Here is an 18388-nt window from a genome sequence, read left to right on the forward strand (position 1 = left end):
TGCCAGCCTCCCGTTCGAAGGCTCTTATCCATCACGTCGGTGAGGAAGGCGACGTTCGTTTGCGGTGGGTCGGAGATCGTAACCCCAAGACGCACGCCCACGATAAGCGATCCGATCATCGGCAATCTTGTTTTCCGAGGACAGCGTCACCGACAGGAGCCCGCAAGTCCTCTTTCACGAAGGCACAGCCTGTCACCGCCGCAGCAGCCGTCCCTCCCCCTGCATACGCGGCCGGTGGACATGCGCGCTCTGCACCAGGCCGAAGGCCAGCATCAGGACGAGCATGGCGGACCCGCCGTAGCTCACCAGCGGCAACGGCACCCCGACGACCGGGGCCATGCCCATCACCATCGACATGTTGACCGCGAAGAACAGGAAGAACGCGACCGCGATGCCGAGGGTGACCAGCGCCGAGAACCGGTCCTTCATCCTGAGCGCCGCGACGACGCAGAACGCGACGATCAGCAGGTAGAGCGTCAGCAGCGAGATGCCCCCGATCAGACCGAACTCCTCGGCCAGGGTGGTGAAGATGAAATCGGTATGCTTCTCCGGCAGGAAATTCAGCCGCGCCTGCGTGCCCTGCATGTAGCCCTTGCCGGTCCAGCCGCCGGAGCCGAGCGCGATCTTGGACTGGGTGATGTGGTAGCCTGCGCCGAGCGGGTCGCTGTCGGGGTCGAGGAACGTGTCGATCCGGCGGAACTGGTAATCCTTGATGAGCTGCCACGGCGTGCCGCGCGATTGCAGCACCGCCGTCACAAGACCCACGCCCGCCGCGATGACGGTCGCGAAATAGGCCCAATGCACGCCGGCGAGGAACATCACCGCCCCGCCCCCGGCGACGAGCAGGATCGACGTGCCGAGGTCGGGCTGCTTGAGGACGAGGAAGGTCGGGATCAGGATGATGGCGAGCGGCACGATCACCCATTGCGGTCGGCTGACCTTCGTGGCCGGAAGCCAGTCGTAATAGGCCGCGAGCATCATCACGAGCGTGACCTTCATCAGCTCCGACGGCTGCAGCCGCATGAAGCCCAGCTCGATCCATCGCTGCGCCCCGCCACCCGTCGATCCGATCAGCTCCACCGCCACCAGAAGCACGAGCGTGAACGCGTAGAACAGCGCCGAAACGTTGCGCCAGAACCAGATCGGCACCATCCCCACGAGGAACATCAGGGCGAGGCCCAGGCAGAAGCGTTGCATCTGCGGCTCGGCCCACCGCCAGTCGCCGCCCGCGACCGAATAGAGCACCAGGAACCCGATCGCGGCGACCGCGGTGATGAGCAGGACAAGCGCCCAGTTCATCGCCAGCACCTTCTGCAACCCCGCCGGCGTGCGCGCGACGTTGTATTCGAGGTAGCTCATGCCTTGCCGGTCCCACCCGTTCGCGCCACGCCGGGATCCAGGTCGAGAGCGGATAGGCGTTCCTCGATCTCGCCGCGCTGTCCGTCGGGATAGGCCTCGAGCGGCGGCAGGCCGCCCGACAGCGCGTAGAGCATGATGTCGCGGGCAACCGGGGCCGCCACGGCGGAGCCACCGCCGCCATGCTCGACCACGACGGAGACGGCGTATTGCGGATCGTCGTAGGGGGCGTAGCCCACGAACAGCGCGTGGTCGCGCCGGTCCCACGGCAGGTCCTCGTTCCGGAACACGCCCCGCGCACGCTCGGCCGCGGTGATGTTGCGGACCTGGCTGGTGCCGGTCTTGCCCGCCCATTTGATGCCGCCGAGATCGAACCTGGATCGGCCGGCCGTGCCGCCCGAGGCGTTGACGACCTGATACATCCCGTTCCGCGCCCCGTCGAGCCAGCTGCGCGGCAGGTCGAGCGGACCCTTCACGCCGGACGGCTGCGCGACCCCGTCGACGGATCGTACGAGACGCGGCGACACGTCGAGGCCGCTCGCTACCCGCGCGGTCATCACCGCGAGCTGCAACGGCGAGGTCAGCACGAAGCCCTGCCCGATCGAGGCGTTCAGGCTGTCGCCGACCATCCATTCCTCGCCCCGGTTCGTACGCTTCCAGTCGCGGTCGGGGATCAGGCCTTCGCTGACCGAGGTCATCTCGATGTCGTGGCGCACGCCGAGGCCGAGCTTGCGCGCCATCGCCGCGATCCGGTCGATGCCCGCACGCTGCGCCATCTCGTAGTAGAACACGTCGCAGCTCTCGCGCAGCGAGCCGGCGATGTCGACGCGGCCGTGGCCGCCGCGCTTCCAGCAATGGAACCGGCGGTTCGAGATCGACGTGTAGCCGCCGCAATAGACGGTCTCGTTCGCCCCGATCTCTCCGGCCTCGAGCGCCGCGAGCAGGGTGACGAGCTTGAAGGTGGAGCCCGGTGGATAGAGCCCCTGCACGATCTTGTTGTGCAGCGGCCGATGGTCGTTGTCGCGCAGCCGGGCGTAATCGGGAACGCTGATCCCCTCGACGAACAGGTTGGGATCGTAGCTCGGGCTGCTGACCGCGGCGAGGATGTCGCCGTTGCGCACGTCCATGACCACGGCCGAGGCGCTTTCCTGCCCCAGCCGCGCCTGCGTGAAGTTCTGCAGGCCCGCATCGAGGGTCAGCTGCACGTCGGCGCCCTTGCCGCTCTCGGTCCGGCCAAGCTCGCGCATGATGCGGCCGGCCGCATTCTGCTCCACCCGTCGGGCCCCGGCGCGACCGCGCAGCACGCTCTCGAGCTGCCGTTCGGCCCCGATCTTGCCGATCTGGAACTGCGGCGTCTGCAGGAGGGGATCGACCTCCACGGCCTCCGCGATGTCGCGCTCGGAGACGCGGCCGACATAGCCGATCACATGGGCGTAGTCGGGGCCGAGCGGATAGACCCGGCTCAGGCCGACCTCGGGCGTGATGCCGGGTAGCGCGGGGACGTTGACCGCGATCGCCGAGAGCTCCTCCCAGGAGAGCCGGTCGGCGAGCGTCACCGCCTGATGCGGGCGTCGGTCCATCTCGCGCAGGGCCCGCTGCAACTCCTCCTCGTCGAGCCGCACTAGGCTGCGCAGGTGGTCGATCACCGCAGGCACGTCGTCGGCATCCTCGCGGATCATGCTGACGCGGTAGATCTGTTCGTTGCCGGCGAGCGGCACGCCGTTGCGGTCGTAGATGACGCCGCGCGCCGGGGCGATGAGGCGGACCTTGATCCGGTTCTCCTCGGCCAGCAACAGGAACTCGTCGGCCTGATCGACCTGCAGGTGCCGCATCCGCGCGAAGAGGAGAGCGCCGAAGGCGAGCTGCCCGCCGCCCGCGATCAGCGCCCGTCGCGAGATGCGGCGGGCCGAGAGGGTCATGTCCTGCGGGCTGCGCTTCATGTCCGTGATCTCCGGGGGCACCGGACCGGGGGGCGGTCAGGCGCGGCTTCCGAGGCTGTCCAGTTCACCGGGGGCGAGCCGGCGAACCCCGACCACCTCCGAAACTAATGCGACTCCGGGGTAAAACACAATCGTTGCCAAGGCGTGCAGGGCTTGGCCGTGGACCGGCGGCGTCTCGGCAAGAAGCAGAACGAGGGCGAGATGGTTGGCCACGAACACGGCCACGATCCCGCCCGCGACGAGGAAGAGCTCGGACCCGAAGGGCAGCGCTTCGGCGTGGTCCACGCGCCGGCGCAGATATTCCGACAGCAGGAGCACGAGCAGCGTCCAGAGCCCCAGCGGCCGCAGCAGGAGCGCGTCGTCCAGCAGCAGCAGCGGCAGGAGCAGCCAGACCGGCACGTAATCCGGCCGCCGCAGCACCCAGGCGGCGGTCAGGCAGACCATCAGCTCCGGTCCCGGCCAGGCCCGCTCGCCCACGCCGAAGGGCACGAGCGCGAAGAACAGGATGCCCGCGGAGAGGACGACGAACGTGACGCGGTAGCCCCAGACCGGACGCGCCGCCATCTCAGCCCCCGTTCGCCGGCGCCGGCGGGCCCTGCGCGGGAGCCGGCGCGGGGACGAGGATCGTGCCGGACGTGTCGATCCCCGGCGCCTCGCGGGTCCTGAGCACGCGCAGGAACTCGAGCCGCGACGTGTCGGCCGCCAGCCGGACGCGCAGCCGGCCGTCCGCCCCGCGCACGACTTGTCCGACCGTCAGGTCGGGGGGAAACACGCCGCCATCGCCCGAGGTCACGATCCGGTCGCCGGCGCGCACGTCCTCGGGGTTCTCCACGAAGTCGAGCGCCGGCGCGGAGGTCGTGTCGCCCGCGAGGATGGCCCGCTTGCCGGCGGGCTCGATCGTGACCGGGATGCGGCTGTTGCCGTCGGTAAGCAGGAGCACGCGCGAGGTCCGCGCACCCACGCCCGAGATCCGCCCGACGAGGCCCAGCCCGTCCATCGCTGCCCAGCCGTCGCGGATGCCGTCCTCGGCGCCGATGTTGAGCAGCACCGAGCGCCGGAACGGCGAGCCGGAATCGGTCAGCACGACGCCCGTGACGTAGGTCAGCTCCGGCGACAGGCGCACCTTGTTGAGGTCGAGGAGCCGGGCATTCTCCTGCTCGAGCTGGATCGCCGCCTCGCGCCAGGACTTCATCTGCTGCAATTCGCGGCGGAGTTCGCGGTTCTGCTCGTAGACCCGCGCGTAGCCTTCGAAATCCTCGATCAGCCGGCCCGCCCAGGTGACCGGGACCAGCGCCCATTCCATGTTGGGCACGACCCGGTCAACGATCGCCGCGCGGATGCCCTCGGCGCGCGGATTGTCGATCCGCCAGAGCAGCACGAGCAGGAGCAGCAGGACGCAGGCGATCGTGACGAACAACCGCCGCAGGGGCCGGGTGTAGACGTCCTCGCTGCGCCCGCGCGCCATCCGGCTCTCAGCTCTCGTAGTCGATGACGTGGCTCAACTGGCGCTCGTATTCCAAAGCCTTGCCGGTCCCGAGAGCCACGCAGTTGAGGCTCTCGTCGGCAACCGAGATCGACAGGCCCGTCTGCTCCCGCAGCGCGAGGTCGAGGTCGCCCAGAAGCGCGCCGCCCCCCGTGAGCATCACGCCGCGGTCGACGATGTCCGCGGCGAGGTCGGGCGGGGTGGATTCGAGCGCGGTCATCACCGACTCGACGATCTGCTGCACCGGCTCGGACAGCGCCTCGGCCACCTGCGCCTGGCTGATCTCGGTCTCCTTGGGCACGCCGTTCAGAAGATCGCGGCCGCGGATCTGCATCGTCAGGCCGCGCCCGTTCTCGGGCATCCGCGCGGTGCCGATCTCCTTCTTGATCCGCTCGGCCGTGGCCTCCCCGATCAGCAGGTTCTGATGGCGCTTGAGGTAGGAGATCAGCGCCTCGTCCATCCGGTCGCCGCCCACCCGGACGGAACGGGCGTAGACGATGTCGGCAAGGCTCAGCACCGCCACCTCGGTCGTGCCGCCGCCGATATCGACCACCATGGAGCCGGTCGGGTCGGTGATCGGCATCCCCGCGCCGATGGCCGCCGCGATCGGCTCCGCGATCAGGCCGGCCTTGCGCGCGCCGGCGCCCAGCACCGACTGGCGGATCGCGCGCTTCTCCACCGGCGTGGCGCCGTGGGGGACGCAGACGATGATCTTCGGCTTGGTGAAGGTGGAGCGCTTGTGGACCTTGCGGATGAAGTGCTTGATCATTTCCTCGGCGGTGTCGAAATCCGCGATCACCCCTTCGCGCATGGGTCGGATCGCCTCGATCGAGCCGGGCGTGCGGCCGAGCATGAGCTTGGCGTCCTCGCCCACGGCCAGCACTTCCTTGCGGCCGTTCTTGGTGTGATAGGCCACGACCGAGGGCTCGTTCAGCACGATCCCCTTGCCCTTCACGTAGACAAGCGTGTTCGCCGTTCCGAGGTCGATGGCCATGTCCGACGAGAAGAAGCTACCGAAGATGTTCATGCCAATCCCTCAAACGGTCCCGCCCCCCTTGTTCGCCGGTCGGGGGTTCGCTGGCGTTTAGCGGCATCCGGGGGGGCGGGTCCAGTGGGGCGATGCAGGCGGAGGTCGGGACGCAGCCACTTTGCCTGCCGCTACGTCACCAAAACATCACGGGACCATCGCGAAGTGCCGGCGCAATCTGTTCAGGTTGCACGACACGTTACCGGGTTGTCCCGGCAGGCGGCTTCCGCGGCCTATCCGCCCCGCTGCGCCGAGACGAGGCATCGGCGTCAACCGTCCTCGCGCCACCCGCGACGGTCCGGACCGTCTGCCCCCTTCGCGCGGATGTCAGCCCACATCCTTGTAGCTGATCTCCCGTCCGTCCGTGCCGCCCTTCTCGCGGCGCATGAGCAGGCGGTTCAACGCGTTCACGTAGGCGCGCACGCTGGCGACCACGGTGTCGGTGTCGGCGGACTGGCCGGTGACGATGCGGCCGTCCTCCTCCATCCGCACGGTCACGGTGGCTTGCGCGTCGGTGCCCTCGGTCACCGCGGAAACCTGGTAGAGCTGCAATCTGGCGCCGTGCGTGACCAGCATCTTGACCGCGTTGAAGGCCGCGTCCACCGGGCCGTCGCCGGTGGCCTGCGCCTCCTGCGGGCTGCCGTCGATGCTCAGGCGCAGCGACGCTTCCTGCGGGCCCTCGGTGCCGCAGACGACGCGCAGGTGCTCGACCCGGATGCGATCCTCCGCCTGCCGCTCCTCGACCTGCATCAGCGCGACGAGGTCCTCGTCGTAGACCTCCTTCTTTCGGTCGGCGAGCGCCTTGAAGCGCACGAACACGTCGGCCATCTGGTTGTCGGCCAGCTCGTAGCCCAGCTCCTTAAGCTTGGAGCGCAGCGCCGCGCGACCCGAATGCTTGCCCAGCACCAGCGAGGTCGCCGTCAGGCCGACATCCTCGGGCCGCATGATCTCGAAGGTCTCGGCGTTCTTCAGCATCCCGTCCTGATGGATGCCGCTCTCGTGGGCGAAGGCGTTCTTGCCGACGATGGCCTTGTTGAACTGCACCGGAAAGCCAGAGACGGAGGCCACGCGCCGCGAGATCGCCATCAACTTCGTGGCGTCGATGCCCGTCGTGAAGGGGATGATGTCGTGGCGGACCTTCATCGCCATCACGACCTCCTCGAGCGCGGTGTTGCCCGCCCGTTCGCCCAGCCCGTTGATCGTGCACTCGATCTGCCGCGCGCCCCCCTCGACGGCGGCCAGGCTGTTGGCCGTCGCCATGCCGAGGTCGTTGTGGCAATGCGTGGCGAAAATCACGTCCCCGGCCCCCGGCACTTCCGCGATCAGGCGGCGTATCAGTTCCGCGCTCTCGTTGGGCGCGGTGTAGCCTACGGTGTCGGGAATGTTGATCGTCGTGGCGCCGGCGCGGATGGCGATCCCGACCACGCGGGCGAGGTAGTCCCACTCGGTCCGCGTCGCGTCCATCGGCGACCATTGGACGTTGTCGCAGAGGTTGCGCGCATGCGTCACCGTCTCGTGGATGCGCTCGGCCATCTCGTCCTGCGTCAAGTTCGGGATGGCGCGATGCAGCGGCGAGGTGCCGATGAAGGTGTGGATGCGGGGCGATCTCGCGTGCCGCACCGCCTCCCAGCAACGGTCGATGTCGCGGAGGTTCGCGCGCGCCAGGCCACAGATCGTGGCCCCTTTGGCGGCCTTCGCGATCTCGGAAACGGCGGCGAAATCGCCTTCGGAGGCGATCGGGAAGCCCGCCTCGATCACGTCCACGCCCATCTCGTCGAGCATGGTGGCGATCTCCAGCTTCTCCTCGTGGGTCATCGTCGCGCCGGGCGATTGCTCGCCGTCGCGCAGCGTCGTGTCGAAGATGATGACGCGGTCGGCGCCGTGGTTCAGTTCGGGATTCGTCATGGCTCTGATCCTTTGTTTCGGTCTTCTTCGGCGCTGCGTCACTCCCGAGCGGTCGCGCCGGATGGCACGCTCAGGAGCGGCTAAGAAGAAGGTCCGTGATCAGGATCGTCGTCATGGGCGGCAGGATAGCCGGATTGCGGATGATGTGAAGGCCCTTTTTCGGAAACCGTCGGGATCGGCGGGGTGCGACGCGGCGGCACCCCCGGCCCCTCTGGACCAGGCGCCCGCCGCGTGCAGTATGGCCGGCATGGACCACGCCATCGTCTTCGGAGCCTCGGGCGGGATCGGCGCCGCGCTCGCCGACCACCTCGCCACCAGCCACGACGTCACGCGGATCAGCCGGCGGGAGGACGGGCTCGACGTGACCGACGAGACATCGGTCGCCTATGTCGTCGGCCGGCTCGACCGGCCCGTGGACCTCGTCTTCGTCGCCACCGGCATTCTCACGCCCGAAGGTCACGCGCCGGAGAAATCACTCGACGCGGTCGGGGCGACGGCGATGGCGCAGACCTTCGCCGTCAACGCCATCGGCCCCGCCCTCCTCCTGCGCCACATCGCGCCGAAGCTGTCGCAGACGGCGCGCGTCGGCGTGCTGACCGCGCGCGTGGGCTCGATCGGCGACAACCGGATCGGCGGCTGGTACAGCTACCGCGCGTCGAAGGCCGCCGCCAATCAGGTCGTGCACGGCGCGGCCATCGAGATCGGGCGCAAGCGCAAGCAGGCGGTCGTGGTCGCCCTCCATCCCGGCACCGTCGAGACGCCCTTCACGGAGGGTTACGTGGCCCCGAAGGTGGCCCCGTCGGAGGCGGCGGAAAACCTCGTGCGCGTCCTGTCCTCGCTCACGCCCGAGCAGACGGGCGGCTTCTTCGATTATGCGGGCCACGCGATCGAATGGTGAGGGACCCGCGGCTCGTTCTCGTCCTGGGCGACCAGCTTTCGGACGACATCGCCGCGCTCCGCGAGGCCGACCGCGACCGCGACGTGGTGGTGATGGCCGAGGTGCAGGCCGAGACGGATTACGTCGCGCACCACCCGAAGAAGATCATCTTCCTGTTCTCGGCCATGCGAAAATTCGCCGCGCATCTGCGCGAGGCCGGCTGGCAGGTCTGCTACACGACGCTCGACGATCCCGACAACACGCAATCCATCCCGGGCGAGCTCCTGCGCGCGGCCGATGCCGTGGGCGCGTCGGAGGCGATCGGGACCGAGCCCGGGGAGTTCCGCCTGATCTCCGCGCTCGAGGACGGGCCGATCCCGGTCCATCTGTTCCCCGACGACCGGTTCCTGTGCACGCACGCCGAGTTCGAGGCCTGGGCCGAGGGGCGGAAGGAGCTTCGCATGGAGTGGTTCTACCGCGACATGCGCCGTCGCACCGGCCTGATGATGGAGGGGGACAAGCCGGCGGGCGGCAAGTGGAACTACGACCACGACAACCGCAAGCCGCCGAAGACGGGGCTCGACGCGCCCGAGCCGCTGCGCTTCGCCCCCGACGCGACGGTGGCGGCGGTGACCGACCTCGCCCGCGCGCGCTTCGGCAACCGCTACGGCAGCCTCGACGACTTCTGGTTCGCCACCGATGCGGACGGCGCCCGGCAAGCGCTCGCCCATTTCGTCGAGCGTTCCCTGCCCGAGTTCGGCACCTATCAGGACGCGATGGTGACGGGCGCGCCCTTCATGTTCCATGCGATCCTGTCGGTCTACATGAATGCGGGGCTCCTGGGCTGGCGCGAGGTCTGCGAGGCGGCGGAGCGGGCCTGGAAGGACGGCGCCGTCCCGATCAACGCGGCCGAGGGCTTCATCCGCCAGATCATCGGCTGGCGGGAATTCATCCGCGGCGTCTATTTCCTGCAGGGACCGGACTACACCTCGCGCAACGCGCTCGGGCACACCCGCGACCTGCCGGACTTCTACTGGTCGGCGGAGACCGACATGGCCTGCGTCGCGGAATGCGTCACCGCCACGATGCAGGAGGCCTATGCCCACCACATCCAGCGCCTGATGGTGACGGGGAACTTCGCGCTGCTGGCCGGGCTCGACCCGCATCAGGTCCACGAATGGTACCTGATCGTCTACGCCGACGCCTACGAATGGGTGGAGAGCCCGAACGTCATCGGCATGAGCCAGTTCGCCGACGGGGGCGTGGTCGCGTCGAAGCCCTACGTCTCGGGCGGGAACTACATCAACCGGATGTCGGATTACTGCCGCCATTGCAGCTACTCGGTGACGAAGAAGTCCGGCACGGGCGCCTGCCCGTTCAACCTGCTCTACTGGCACTTCCTCGACCGGCATCGCGAACGGTTCAAGTCGAACACGAGGATCAGCCGGATGTATGCGTCCTGGGACCGGATGGACGAGGACCATCGGACGACCGTGCTCGCGGAGGCCGAGGCGGTTCTCGCGAAGCTCGACGCGGGCGAGCGGGTCTAGGGTTCTCGCCCCTGTTCCTTGCCGAAGCCAGCGTTCGCAGAGATGCGAGGCCGGCGGGCTCCGTCCGCGGCTGGGGTGAAGTTCCCACCGTCGTGCCGGGAGCGCGCCTTCTGCGTGAAGAGGGCTCTCGAGGATTACCCGGTACGCCGCCGGGCGGAACGGTCACAGACCGGAATCCGGTGATACAATTTCTGCCCCCCTGCGAGGCTCCGGACGACTACCCGCCACTCGCCGGTGCGTCCGGACCCACGGCATCCTCTTCGACGCCGCCCGTATCCGCTGCCCCGTCCGTCTCGCCGGGTGCGGTCTGCGTCGCGGCGTCCGGTGCCTCCGCCGGTGTGTCGGGCGCCTCGCCGGCCCCCGACCCCGCGCCGCCTTCGCCCAAGGCGCCGCCGTCCCAGTCGCCCTCCTCGACCTGACCCGAGGCGTAGCGCATCGTGCCCGGCCCCTCGCGGCGGCCGGCGACGAAGGACCCCTCGTAGACGTCCCCGTTGGCATAGGTCGCAACGCCCTGGCCCTCGATCTCGCCGTTGGCCCATTCGCCCTCGTAGGTGAACCCGTCGGGCATGGTGATGACCCCCTCGCCCGCGCGCTGCCCCTGCACGAAGCCGCCCTCGTAGACGGTCCCGTCGGCATAGGTCGCCCGGCCCTCGCCGTGGCGCAGCCCCTCGGCCCATTCGCCCGCGTAGCGATAGCCGTCCTCGGCGGTCATGACACCGTAGCCGTGATTCTGCGCGTTGACGAAAGCGCCCTCGTAGACGAGCCCGTTCGGATAGACCGCGCGCCCCTCGCCCTCGATCACGCCGTCGGCCCAGTCGCCTTCGTAGGTGGCGCCGTCGGCATAGGTGATCTTGCCCGACCCGTCGGCGAGGTCGTTGGCGAACTGCCCGACATAGACCGACCCGTCGGGATAGGTCACCGTCCCCTCGCCCTCGATCCGCCCTTCGGACCATTCGCCCTCGTAGACGTAGCCGTCGGTGCCGGTGAACGTGCCCTGCCCCTGGCGACGGTCGTCGACGAAGCCGCCCTCGTAGACGGAGCCGTCCGCGTAGGTCACCGTGCCCTGCCCCTCGCGTCGCCCGTCGACGAGCTCGCCCTCGTAGATGTCGCCGTTGGCCTGGGTCAGGGTGCCGGTGCCGTTGATCTGGCCGTCCGCCCATTCGCCCTCGTAGGTCAGCCCGTCCGGCGTCGTCAGAGTGCCTTCGCCGGAACGCACGCCGCCCGACATCCCGCCCTCGTAGGTGGAGCCGTCGGGATAGGTGATCTGCCCCTGCCCGTCCTTCAGCCCGTTCGACCAGCCGCCGACATAGCGGTAGCCGTTCTCCGCCTCGAGCGTGCCCTCCCCGTGATGGACGGCGTTCTGGAACCCGCCGGTATAGGTGCTGCCGTTGGCGTATTCGGCCACGCCCTGCCCCTCGATCCGGCCCTCGACCCACGCGCCGGTATAGGTCGCGCCGTCGGCGAAGGTGATCGTGCCCTCGCCGGCCGGCTCGCCGGCCGCGAAGGTGCCCTCGTAGACGGAACCGTCGGCGAAGGTGGCGCGGCCCTGACCCTGGATCTCGCCCTCGGCCCATTCGCCCGTATAGGTGTAGCCCGAGGGCAGCGTGTAGGTGCCGGTCCCGTGCTGCCTGCCGTTGAGGAACGTGCCCTCGTAGACGCCGCCGCCGTCGTATTCCTTGGTGATGACGTCCTGCGCGGCGGCCGCGCTCGCGACCATCGCCAGAAGCGCCGCTCCGATCACCCGTCTCATCTCGCTCGTCCCTCCCGGCCGTTCGACGGCGAAGCTAGGCAAACGGCGCGCAAACGGCAACGGGCGATCCGGTCCGCACGGCATCGGCGCTTCCCCCCCGGCGCAGGGCGCGGTAGGTGACGGCCGACCCGCCGCGCGAGGACCCGGAGCCTGCGATGTCCGACACTTTCCGCCTGACGCTGGCGCAGCTCGACGCCACGACAGGCGACCTTTCGGGCAATGCCGCGAAGGCCCGCACCGCCTGGGAGGTGGCCCGCGACGCCGGAGCGGACATGGTGGCGTTGCCCGAAATGTTCCTCACCGGCCATACGCCCCGGGGCCTTAGCCGAAGGCCCGGCGTCGTCGCCGAGGCCCGCCGCCATCTCGACGATTTGATCGCCGCCTGCGCCGACGGCCCCGCCCTCGGCATCGGCGCGCCCACCCGTCCCGGGGATGCGGAGAAGCCTCGCAACACCTGGATCGTGGCCCATCGGGGCCGGATCGTGGCCGAGGTGCACAAGCACCACGGGTCGCGCGACGCAGCCTTCGAGACCCGGAGCCTCGCCGCGGGCGACGTCTCCGGCCCCTACGCGATCGGCCCGGTCCGGATCGGCAGCTTGATCGGCGCGGATGCCTGGTCCGAGGACGTGGCCGAGACGCTGGCCGAGACCGGGGCGGAGATCCTGATCGTGCCCACCGGCTCGCCCTATTCCCGCGGCGGACAGGACGTCCGTTACGGCCACATGGTCGCCCGGGTCGTCGAGACCGGCCTGCCGCTCGTCTGGCTGAACCTGACCGGCGGACAGGACGATCTGGTCTTCGATGGGGCGAGCTTCGCGCTGAACCCCGGCGGCGCGCTGACCCACCACCTGCCGTCCTTCGAGGACACGATCGTGCATGTCGATTTCGACCGCACCGCGGACGGCTGGCGCGCGCGGCCGGGCATCCGCGTGCCGCAGCCGGAGGGCCCGGAGGCCGATTACCGCGCGATGGTGCGCGGGCTGCGCGACCACATGGGCAAGTCCGGGGCCACGACGGCCCTGCTCGGGCTTTCCGGCGACACGGCGTCCGCCCTCGTCGCGGCCATCGCCGCCGACGCGATCGGACCCGCAAACCTGCGATGCGTCACGCTGCATTCGGACGACACCGCAAGGGAGAACGCGCGGGGCCTGGCAAAGCGGCTGGGTTGCCGGCTCGATATCCTGCCCATCGACGCAAGCCACACGGCCGTGACGAAAACTGTCGCGCAGCTTTCCGACGCCCCCCTGACCGACATCGCCGGGGCGAACTTGCGATCCCGCCTGCGCGGGCTGCTGCTCGCGTCGCTGGCCGAGACGTTCGGGGCGATGCTGCTGACCCCCGCCACCCGGTCCGAGCTCGCCATCGGCGGCGTCACGATCCTCGGCGACGCAACCATGGGCTACGATCCGGTGAAGGGTCTCTACAGGTCGGCCCTCCCCGACCTCTGCCGCTGGCGGAACGCGCATAGTGTCGAGGGCTTTCTCGGTCCCGCGCGCGAGGTCGTGCCCACCCATTTTATCGACACTCCGCCAGCGACGGAGCCGGGGGCGGACTTGACAGGTTTGGCACAACTGCCGCCCTATCCGGCCCTCGACGACATCCTCGAACGCCTGATCGACCGCGAGCAATCCGTGGAGGAAATCGCCCTCGCCGGCCACGACAGGGACGCCGTGAAACGCGTCGAGCATCGCGTCGACGCCATCGCATCGACGCCTATCCGATCCCCGGGCCTTTGCCTGTCCGGGCGAACCGCCCGGCTCGACCGGCACGACCCGTCCGTCGAGGCCTGATCCCTTGGCCACGTTCCTCTTCGTCGTCCCGCGGTTCCACACGAACCTGTTCTTCGCGACCCGCGCCCTGATCGCCGCGGGCCACCACGTCGAGGTTGCCGTCGCCAAGATCGCCGGCACCGAGGATCACAGCCACGCCACGCCAGTGGAGATCGGGGCGGAGCCGGCGCGGGTCGTGCTGAACGATCTCGTCCGCCGTATCCGGCCCGACCTGATGATCGTCCGCGGCAGCAACCGCCTGCTCGGCCGGGCGGGGATCGCCGGCCGTCGCTACGGCGCGCGCGTGCTGACCTACAACCTCCGCCCCACGACCCGCGTCACGCCGCCAGGCCGCCGTCTCCGCAGCCTTCTGATAGGCCGCCCTTGGAAGCGGATCACTCCGGTGCCGGGCCTCGATGCGTCCGCGCGGCAGGACCCGGCGGCCATCCTGGTGCCGTTCCCCGTCGCCGCCATGCCCCATACCGTGTCACTGCAACCGCCCGGCGACCCCGTCCGCATCCTCTGCGTCGGCAAGCTGGCACAGCGGCGGAAGAACCAGCATCTCGTCATCGACGCGCTGCGCCGCCTCGCCGGGTTCGGACGCGCCGTCCGCCTCACCATCGTCGGCAGCAGCGGTCGCTCGGTCAGCGGCGCCGACGAGGGGCATTACGATTACCAGATGGATGCCGCGCGGGACACCGACTGGATCGACATCCGCGCGGACCTGCCCTTTGCGGAGATGGCAAGCGTCTACGCGGCGCACGACATCTGCGTCCTGCCCTCCGTGGGCGAGCCGCTCGGCGCCGCGCCCATCGAGGGGATGGCCTACGGCACAATCCCGGTGATCTCGACCGGCGCCGGTGCCGCCGGCCTGATCGTGGACGGCGAGACCGGGTTCCGCGTGGACGTCACGGAACCTGGCGCGCTCGAACAGGCCTTCCGCCGCCTGATCGACGAACCCGACCTGCGTGCGCGCATGTCCGAGGCCGCGCGCCGCGTCACGGCGACCGAACTCTCGCCCGAGACCTACGTCGCCCGGATGGAGGCGCTGCTGCCGCGGCGTGCCGGGGGCGGTCGCGCTGTTCCGAGAACCGAGACCAATCGATAGGACGCATCCATGAGCATCTTCCACCTCGCCTACAATGTCGGCGACCTCGACACCGCCCGTACCTTCTATGGCGATCTGCTCGGCTGCACCGAGGGGCGGTCGACCGGGACCTGGGTCGACTTCGACTTCTTCGGCCACCAGATCAGCCTGCATCTGGGCACGCCCTTCGTGCACGAGCCCACGGGCAAGGTCGGCGACCACATGGTGCCGATGCCGCATCTGGGCGTGCTGCTGCAGATGGACCAGTGGCGCGTGCTGGCCGACCGGCTGGAGGCGGCGGGACAGGATTTCGTGATCGCCCCCACCCTGCGCTTCGAGGGACAGCCGGGGGAGCAGGCGACGATGTTCCTGCTCGACCCGTTCGGCAACCCCATCGAGTTCAAGGGGATGCGCGACCTCGCAGGGGCCTTCGCGACGTGAGCGGCGCCGCGACCCGCATCCTCTTCGCCGCCAAGCCCGAGACCCGGGACGCTTACCGCACGCATCTGCCCGCAGCCCTCGACGAGGCCGGAATTGCCGCCGAGATCGTCGCGCCGGAGGACGAGTCCGACCCGGCCGGCATCGACTGGATCGTCTATGGCCCGTCCCCGGCGACGGCGCTCTCGGACTTCGCGCCCTACACGAACCTCAAGGGCTGCCTGAGCCTCTGGGCCGGGGTCGAGACGGTCGAGGGCAACCGCACGCTCGCCGCGCCGCTCACCCGGATGGTGGATGACGGGCTCACGCAGGGCATGGTCGAATGGGTGACGGGCCACGTGCTGCGCCACCATCTGGGCATGGACGCGCATATCTCGAACCCCGACCGGCACTGGACCCCCGAGGTCCCGCCGCTTGCCCGCGACCGCGCCGTCGCGGTACTGGGTCTGGGCGTGCTCGGCACGGCCTGCGCGCAGGCGCTCTCGGGGCTCGGCTTCGACGTCACCGGCTGGTCGCGCGGGGCGAAGGACATCGAGGGCGTGCGGGCGCTGCACGGTGCGGACGGGCTCGAGATCGCGCTCCGCGCGGCCGAGATCGTCATCCTGCTGTTGCCGCATACGCGCTCGACCGAGGGGCTGATGAACGCGGACCGCTTCGCCCTGATGCGCCCCGGCGCGGTGCTCCTCAACCCGGGACGCGGCGCGCTGGTGGACGAGGATGCGCTTCTGGGCGCGCTCGACGGCGGACTGGGCCACGCCACGCTCGACACGTTCCGAACCGAGCCGCTGCCGCGGGAGCATCCGTTCTGGACGCATCCGAAGGTCACCGTGACCCCGCATATCGCCTCGGCCACCCGGCCCGCCTCCGCCGCCCGTGTCATCGCCGAGAACGTTCGCCGCGGCGAGGCCGGTCTGCCGCTTCTCCACCTCGTCGACCGCAGCGAGGCGCTGGCATGAGACTGACCCCGCTGGCCGAGAGCCTGCCCGCCTCCGTCCCGTTCGTCGGCCCCGAGGCGCAGGAACGCGCCCGCGGCGCGTCCTTCGCGGCCCGGCTCGGCGCCAACGAGAGCGTGTTCGGCCCCTCCCCCCGTGCGCTCGCCGCGATGCGCGACGCCGCGGCCGACGGCTGGATGTACGGCGACCCGGAAGCGCGCGAGCTTCGCGAGGCCATCGCCGCGCATCATGGCATCCCTCTCGAAAGCGTGGTCGCCGGCGAGGGGATCGACGGCCTGCTCGGCTATCTCGTGCGCCTGCTGGTCGCGCCCGGCGACGCGGTCGTGACCTCGGCGGGCGCCTACCCGACCCTCAACTACCACGTCGCGGGCTTCGGCGGCGCGCTGCACACCGTCCCCTACCGCGACGACCGCGAGGACCCGGAAGCGCTCGCGGCGAAGGCGGCGGAGGTCGGCGCGAAGCTCGTCTACCTCGCCAATCCGGACAACCCGATGGGAAGCTGGCACGACGCGGCGCGGACCTCGTCCCTGATCGACGCGCTGCCGGAGGGGACGGTGCTCTGCCTCGACGAGGCCTATGCCGAGTTCGCCCTGCCCGAGGCGATCCCGCCGCTCGACCCCGGCGATGCGCGCGTGATCCGGATGCGGACCTTTTCCAAGGCCCACGGCATGGCCGGGCTGCGCGTCGGCTACGCGATCGGCCATCCCGACCTGATCCGCGCCTTCGAGAAGGTGCGCAACCATTTCGGCCTGAACCGCGTGGCGCAGACCGGGGCGGTGGCGGCGCTCGGCGACCCGGACTGGCTGATGGAGGTGCGGGCGCGGGTACTGCAATCGCGCGACGCCATCGCCGCCATCGCACGGACGAACGGGCTCGAGCCGCTGCCGTCGGGGGCGAACTTCGTCGCGGTCGATTGCGGACGCGACGGGGACTTCGCGCGCCGCGTCCTGGCCGGGCTTCTGGAGCGTGGCGTCTTCGTGCGGATGCCGGGGGTCGCGCCCCTCGACCGGTGCATCCGCATCTCCTGCGGTACGCAGGCCGACATGGAGGCGCTCGGCGCGGCCTTGCCCGATGCGCTCGCGGCGGCACGATCCTGACTTCCACCGACGCGAATCCGCGCTAGTCTCGGCGGCGGGAGGACGCAGGATGGACGACGATCGCCACGGCCGGGTCGAGGATTACACGAACGCGTTCCTCGCGACGTTCTACCTGATCCTCGTCATGGCGCTCGTCCTGATCTGGGGCGTCTGGGGCTACCTCGTCGCGCTCGGCCTCTGCGCCGCGCTGCACTGGGCGATCCGCACGCTCGGCCTGCGCCGGGCTCGGGCGGAGGCCGAACGGGACGCCCGCGTCGCCGCAATCCTCGCCCGCCGCCGCTGACGTTCCGGGCTCCGTCCGCGCGGACGCACTGGCCCGAGCCGAACCCCTCCCCGACGGAGTTTCGGTCGCGCACTGGACATCCCGCCGATCCGCCCGAGGTCTAGGCCGATGAACGGCACGGTGCAGGAGGGATGACCATGAAAGACGGACGCAGGACGTTCGAGGCGATCATCTTCGATCTCGACGGAACCCTCATCGACAGCGCCCCCGGCCTGCACGCGGCGATCGGGGCGATGCTGGCCGAACGCGGCCTGCCGGAGCCGGACCTCGAGACGGTGATCGGCCATATCGGCCGCGGGGCCCCGACCCTCGTGGAACGCAGCCTGCGCTGGGCCGGCGCGGACCCGGCGGACCATCCCGACGCCTACGCGCGCTTCCGCGATCTCTACGGCGCCGACCCGCTTTCGGGCACGACGGTCTATCCCGGCGCGCGGGAGGTGCTCGCCACGCTGCACGACGCGGGCCTAAAGCTCGGCCTATGCACCAACAAGGGGGAGGCGCCCACCCGGGATCTGCTCGCGACGCTGCCGCTGGGTCCGTTCGACGCGGTGGCGGGCGGCGACAGCCTGCCCGAACGCAAGCCCGACCCGGCGCCGCTGCTCCATGTCGCGGAGATGCTGGGCACCGCGCCGCAAGACGTCCTCTATGTCGGCGATTCCGAAACCGACTGGGAGACGGCCCGTGCCGCGGAAATCGCCTACGCGCATGTCGAGGGCGGCTACCAGCGCCGGCCGATCGCCGACTTCTCGCCCTATCTGACGCTGGAGCGGATCGGCGACCTGCCCGCGGCGATTAAGGATTCGTGATCGGAATTTGTCATAGAACCCGGGATATGGCATGCTCAACCTGGGCGAGCGTGCCGCAGAAGGCTCG

The 18388-nt window shown here is 69.9% G+C and carries 16 protein-coding genes; 9 read left to right on the top strand and 7 right to left on the bottom strand.

All coding sequences use genetic code 11. The features are described 5' to 3' along the window. Positions 1-192: 192 nt before the first annotated feature. The 6 genes from rodA to Q1A87_RS00755 all read right to left on the bottom strand — a co-directional run bounded on the left by rodA (position 193) and on the right by Q1A87_RS00755 (position 7711). Positions 193-1359 carry a rod shape-determining protein RodA gene (gene rodA, locus Q1A87_RS00730; RefSeq protein ID WP_299646033.1) on the bottom strand — a complete coding sequence of 389 codons (1167 nt, stop codon included), beginning with the start codon at positions 1357-1359 and terminating at the stop codon, positions 193-195. Next, positions 1356-3296 (bottom strand): penicillin-binding protein 2, encoded by a 1941-nt coding sequence (mrdA, locus tag Q1A87_RS00735; protein WP_299646035.1) that lies wholly within the window; start codon positions 3294-3296, stop codon positions 1356-1358. Before mrdA ends, rodA begins: the two co-directional genes overlap by 4 nt. 36 nt (positions 3297-3332) lie before the next feature. Then, the gene (locus Q1A87_RS00740) at positions 3333-3860 is read right to left on the bottom strand and encodes a rod shape-determining protein MreD (protein ID WP_299646037.1); all 528 of its coding nucleotides are present in this window, start codon (positions 3858-3860) and stop codon (positions 3333-3335) included. A 1-nt stretch (position 3861) separates the two neighbouring features. Continuing rightward, the gene (mreC, locus tag Q1A87_RS00745) at positions 3862-4761 is read right to left on the bottom strand and encodes a rod shape-determining protein MreC (RefSeq protein ID WP_299646039.1); all 900 of its coding nucleotides are present in this window, start codon (positions 4759-4761) and stop codon (positions 3862-3864) included. 7 nt (positions 4762-4768) lie between these two features. Then, positions 4769-5806: a rod shape-determining protein gene (locus tag Q1A87_RS00750; RefSeq protein ID WP_299646041.1), complete on the bottom strand. Its 1038-nt coding sequence runs from the start codon at positions 5804-5806 to the stop codon at positions 4769-4771. Positions 5807-6133: 327 nt separating this feature from the next. Next, entirely contained in the window at positions 6134-7711 is a 1578-nt protein-coding gene (locus Q1A87_RS00755) for a 2-isopropylmalate synthase (protein WP_299646043.1), read from the bottom strand. Between the two features lie 247 nt (positions 7712-7958). Here Q1A87_RS00755 and Q1A87_RS00760 point away from each other — a divergent pair, with 247 nt between their 5' ends. Next, a complete protein-coding gene (locus tag Q1A87_RS00760; RefSeq protein ID WP_299646045.1) occupies positions 7959-8609 on the top strand; it encodes an SDR family NAD(P)-dependent oxidoreductase in 651 nt (216 codons plus the stop codon). After that, positions 8603-10138, top strand: a complete 1536-nt coding sequence (locus Q1A87_RS00765) for a cryptochrome/photolyase family protein (protein ID WP_299646047.1) — start codon at positions 8603-8605, stop codon at positions 10136-10138. The genes Q1A87_RS00760 and Q1A87_RS00765 overlap by 7 nt, the downstream gene beginning before the upstream one ends. A 217-nt stretch (positions 10139-10355) precedes the next feature. Here the strand turns inward: Q1A87_RS00765 and Q1A87_RS00770 are convergent, their stop codons facing one another. After that, entirely contained in the window at positions 10356-11888 is a 1533-nt protein-coding gene (locus Q1A87_RS00770; protein ID WP_299646049.1) for a 2-isopropylmalate synthase, read from the bottom strand. Positions 11889-12043: 155 nt separating this feature from the next. Between Q1A87_RS00770 and nadE the strand changes: the two genes are divergently transcribed. The 7 genes from nadE (at position 12044) to gph (ending at position 18321) form a co-directional block, all read left to right on the top strand. After that, positions 12044-13678 carry an NAD(+) synthase gene (nadE, locus tag Q1A87_RS00775; RefSeq protein ID WP_299646051.1) on the top strand — a complete coding sequence of 545 codons (1635 nt, stop codon included), beginning with the start codon at positions 12044-12046 and terminating at the stop codon, positions 13676-13678. Positions 13679-13682: 4 nt separating this feature from the next. Then, on the top strand, positions 13683-14765 hold the full coding sequence (locus Q1A87_RS00780; protein WP_299646053.1) for a glycosyltransferase family 4 protein: 1083 nt from the start codon (positions 13683-13685) through the stop codon (positions 14763-14765). Positions 14766-14774: 9 nt separating this feature from the next. Next, positions 14775-15185, top strand: a complete 411-nt coding sequence (locus Q1A87_RS00785) for a VOC family protein (RefSeq protein ID WP_299646055.1) — start codon at positions 14775-14777, stop codon at positions 15183-15185. Then, positions 15182-16138 carry a glyoxylate/hydroxypyruvate reductase A gene (locus tag Q1A87_RS00790; RefSeq protein WP_299646057.1) on the top strand — a complete coding sequence of 319 codons (957 nt, stop codon included), beginning with the start codon at positions 15182-15184 and terminating at the stop codon, positions 16136-16138. Before Q1A87_RS00785 ends, Q1A87_RS00790 begins: the two co-directional genes overlap by 4 nt. Beyond that, the gene (locus tag Q1A87_RS00795) at positions 16135-17232 is read left to right on the top strand and encodes a pyridoxal phosphate-dependent aminotransferase (RefSeq protein ID WP_299646059.1); all 1098 of its coding nucleotides are present in this window, start codon (positions 16135-16137) and stop codon (positions 17230-17232) included. Before Q1A87_RS00790 ends, Q1A87_RS00795 begins: the two co-directional genes overlap by 4 nt. Before the next feature lie 49 nt (positions 17233-17281). Then, a complete protein-coding gene (locus Q1A87_RS00800; protein WP_299646061.1) occupies positions 17282-17515 on the top strand; it encodes a hypothetical protein in 234 nt (77 codons plus the stop codon). 137 nt (positions 17516-17652) lie between these two features. Continuing rightward, a complete protein-coding gene (gene gph / locus Q1A87_RS00805; protein ID WP_299646063.1) occupies positions 17653-18321 on the top strand; it encodes a phosphoglycolate phosphatase in 669 nt (222 codons plus the stop codon). Positions 18322-18388 lie beyond the last annotated feature (67 nt).

Origin of the sequence: uncultured Jannaschia sp., assembly GCF_947494055.1 — a bacterium.
Classification (GTDB): Bacteria; Pseudomonadota; Alphaproteobacteria; order Rhodobacterales; family Rhodobacteraceae; genus Jannaschia.

Excerpts from the sequence above, each read along its gene's own strand:
- gph (WP_299646063.1), top strand. The coding sequence starts at position 17,653 with ATGAAAGACGGACGCAGGACGTTCGAGGCGATCATCTTCGATCTCGAC.
- Q1A87_RS00785 (WP_299646055.1), top strand. The coding sequence starts at position 14,775 with ATGAGCATCTTCCACCTCGCCTACAATGTCGGCGACCTCGACACCGCC.
- rodA (WP_299646033.1), bottom strand. The coding sequence starts at position 1,359 with ATGAGCTACCTCGAATACAACGTCGCGCGCACGCCGGCGGGGTTGCAG.
- Q1A87_RS00750 (WP_299646041.1), bottom strand. The coding sequence starts at position 5,806 with ATGAACATCTTCGGTAGCTTCTTCTCGTCGGACATGGCCATCGACCTC.
- mrdA (WP_299646035.1), bottom strand. The coding sequence starts at position 3,296 with ATGAAGCGCAGCCCGCAGGACATGACCCTCTCGGCCCGCCGCATCTCG.
- Q1A87_RS00770 (WP_299646049.1), bottom strand. The coding sequence starts at position 11,888 with ATGAGACGGGTGATCGGAGCGGCGCTTCTGGCGATGGTCGCGAGCGCG.
- Q1A87_RS00795 (WP_299646059.1), top strand. The coding sequence starts at position 16,135 with ATGAGACTGACCCCGCTGGCCGAGAGCCTGCCCGCCTCCGTCCCGTTC.
- nadE (WP_299646051.1), top strand. The coding sequence starts at position 12,044 with ATGTCCGACACTTTCCGCCTGACGCTGGCGCAGCTCGACGCCACGACA.
- Q1A87_RS00800 (WP_299646061.1), top strand. The coding sequence starts at position 17,282 with ATGGACGACGATCGCCACGGCCGGGTCGAGGATTACACGAACGCGTTC.
- Q1A87_RS00740 (WP_299646037.1), bottom strand. The coding sequence starts at position 3,860 with ATGGCGGCGCGTCCGGTCTGGGGCTACCGCGTCACGTTCGTCGTCCTC.
- Q1A87_RS00760 (WP_299646045.1), top strand. The coding sequence starts at position 7,959 with ATGGACCACGCCATCGTCTTCGGAGCCTCGGGCGGGATCGGCGCCGCG.
- mreC (WP_299646039.1), bottom strand. The coding sequence starts at position 4,761 with ATGGCGCGCGGGCGCAGCGAGGACGTCTACACCCGGCCCCTGCGGCGG.
- Q1A87_RS00755 (WP_299646043.1), bottom strand. The coding sequence starts at position 7,711 with ATGACGAATCCCGAACTGAACCACGGCGCCGACCGCGTCATCATCTTC.
- Q1A87_RS00765 (WP_299646047.1), top strand. The coding sequence starts at position 8,603 with ATGGTGAGGGACCCGCGGCTCGTTCTCGTCCTGGGCGACCAGCTTTCG.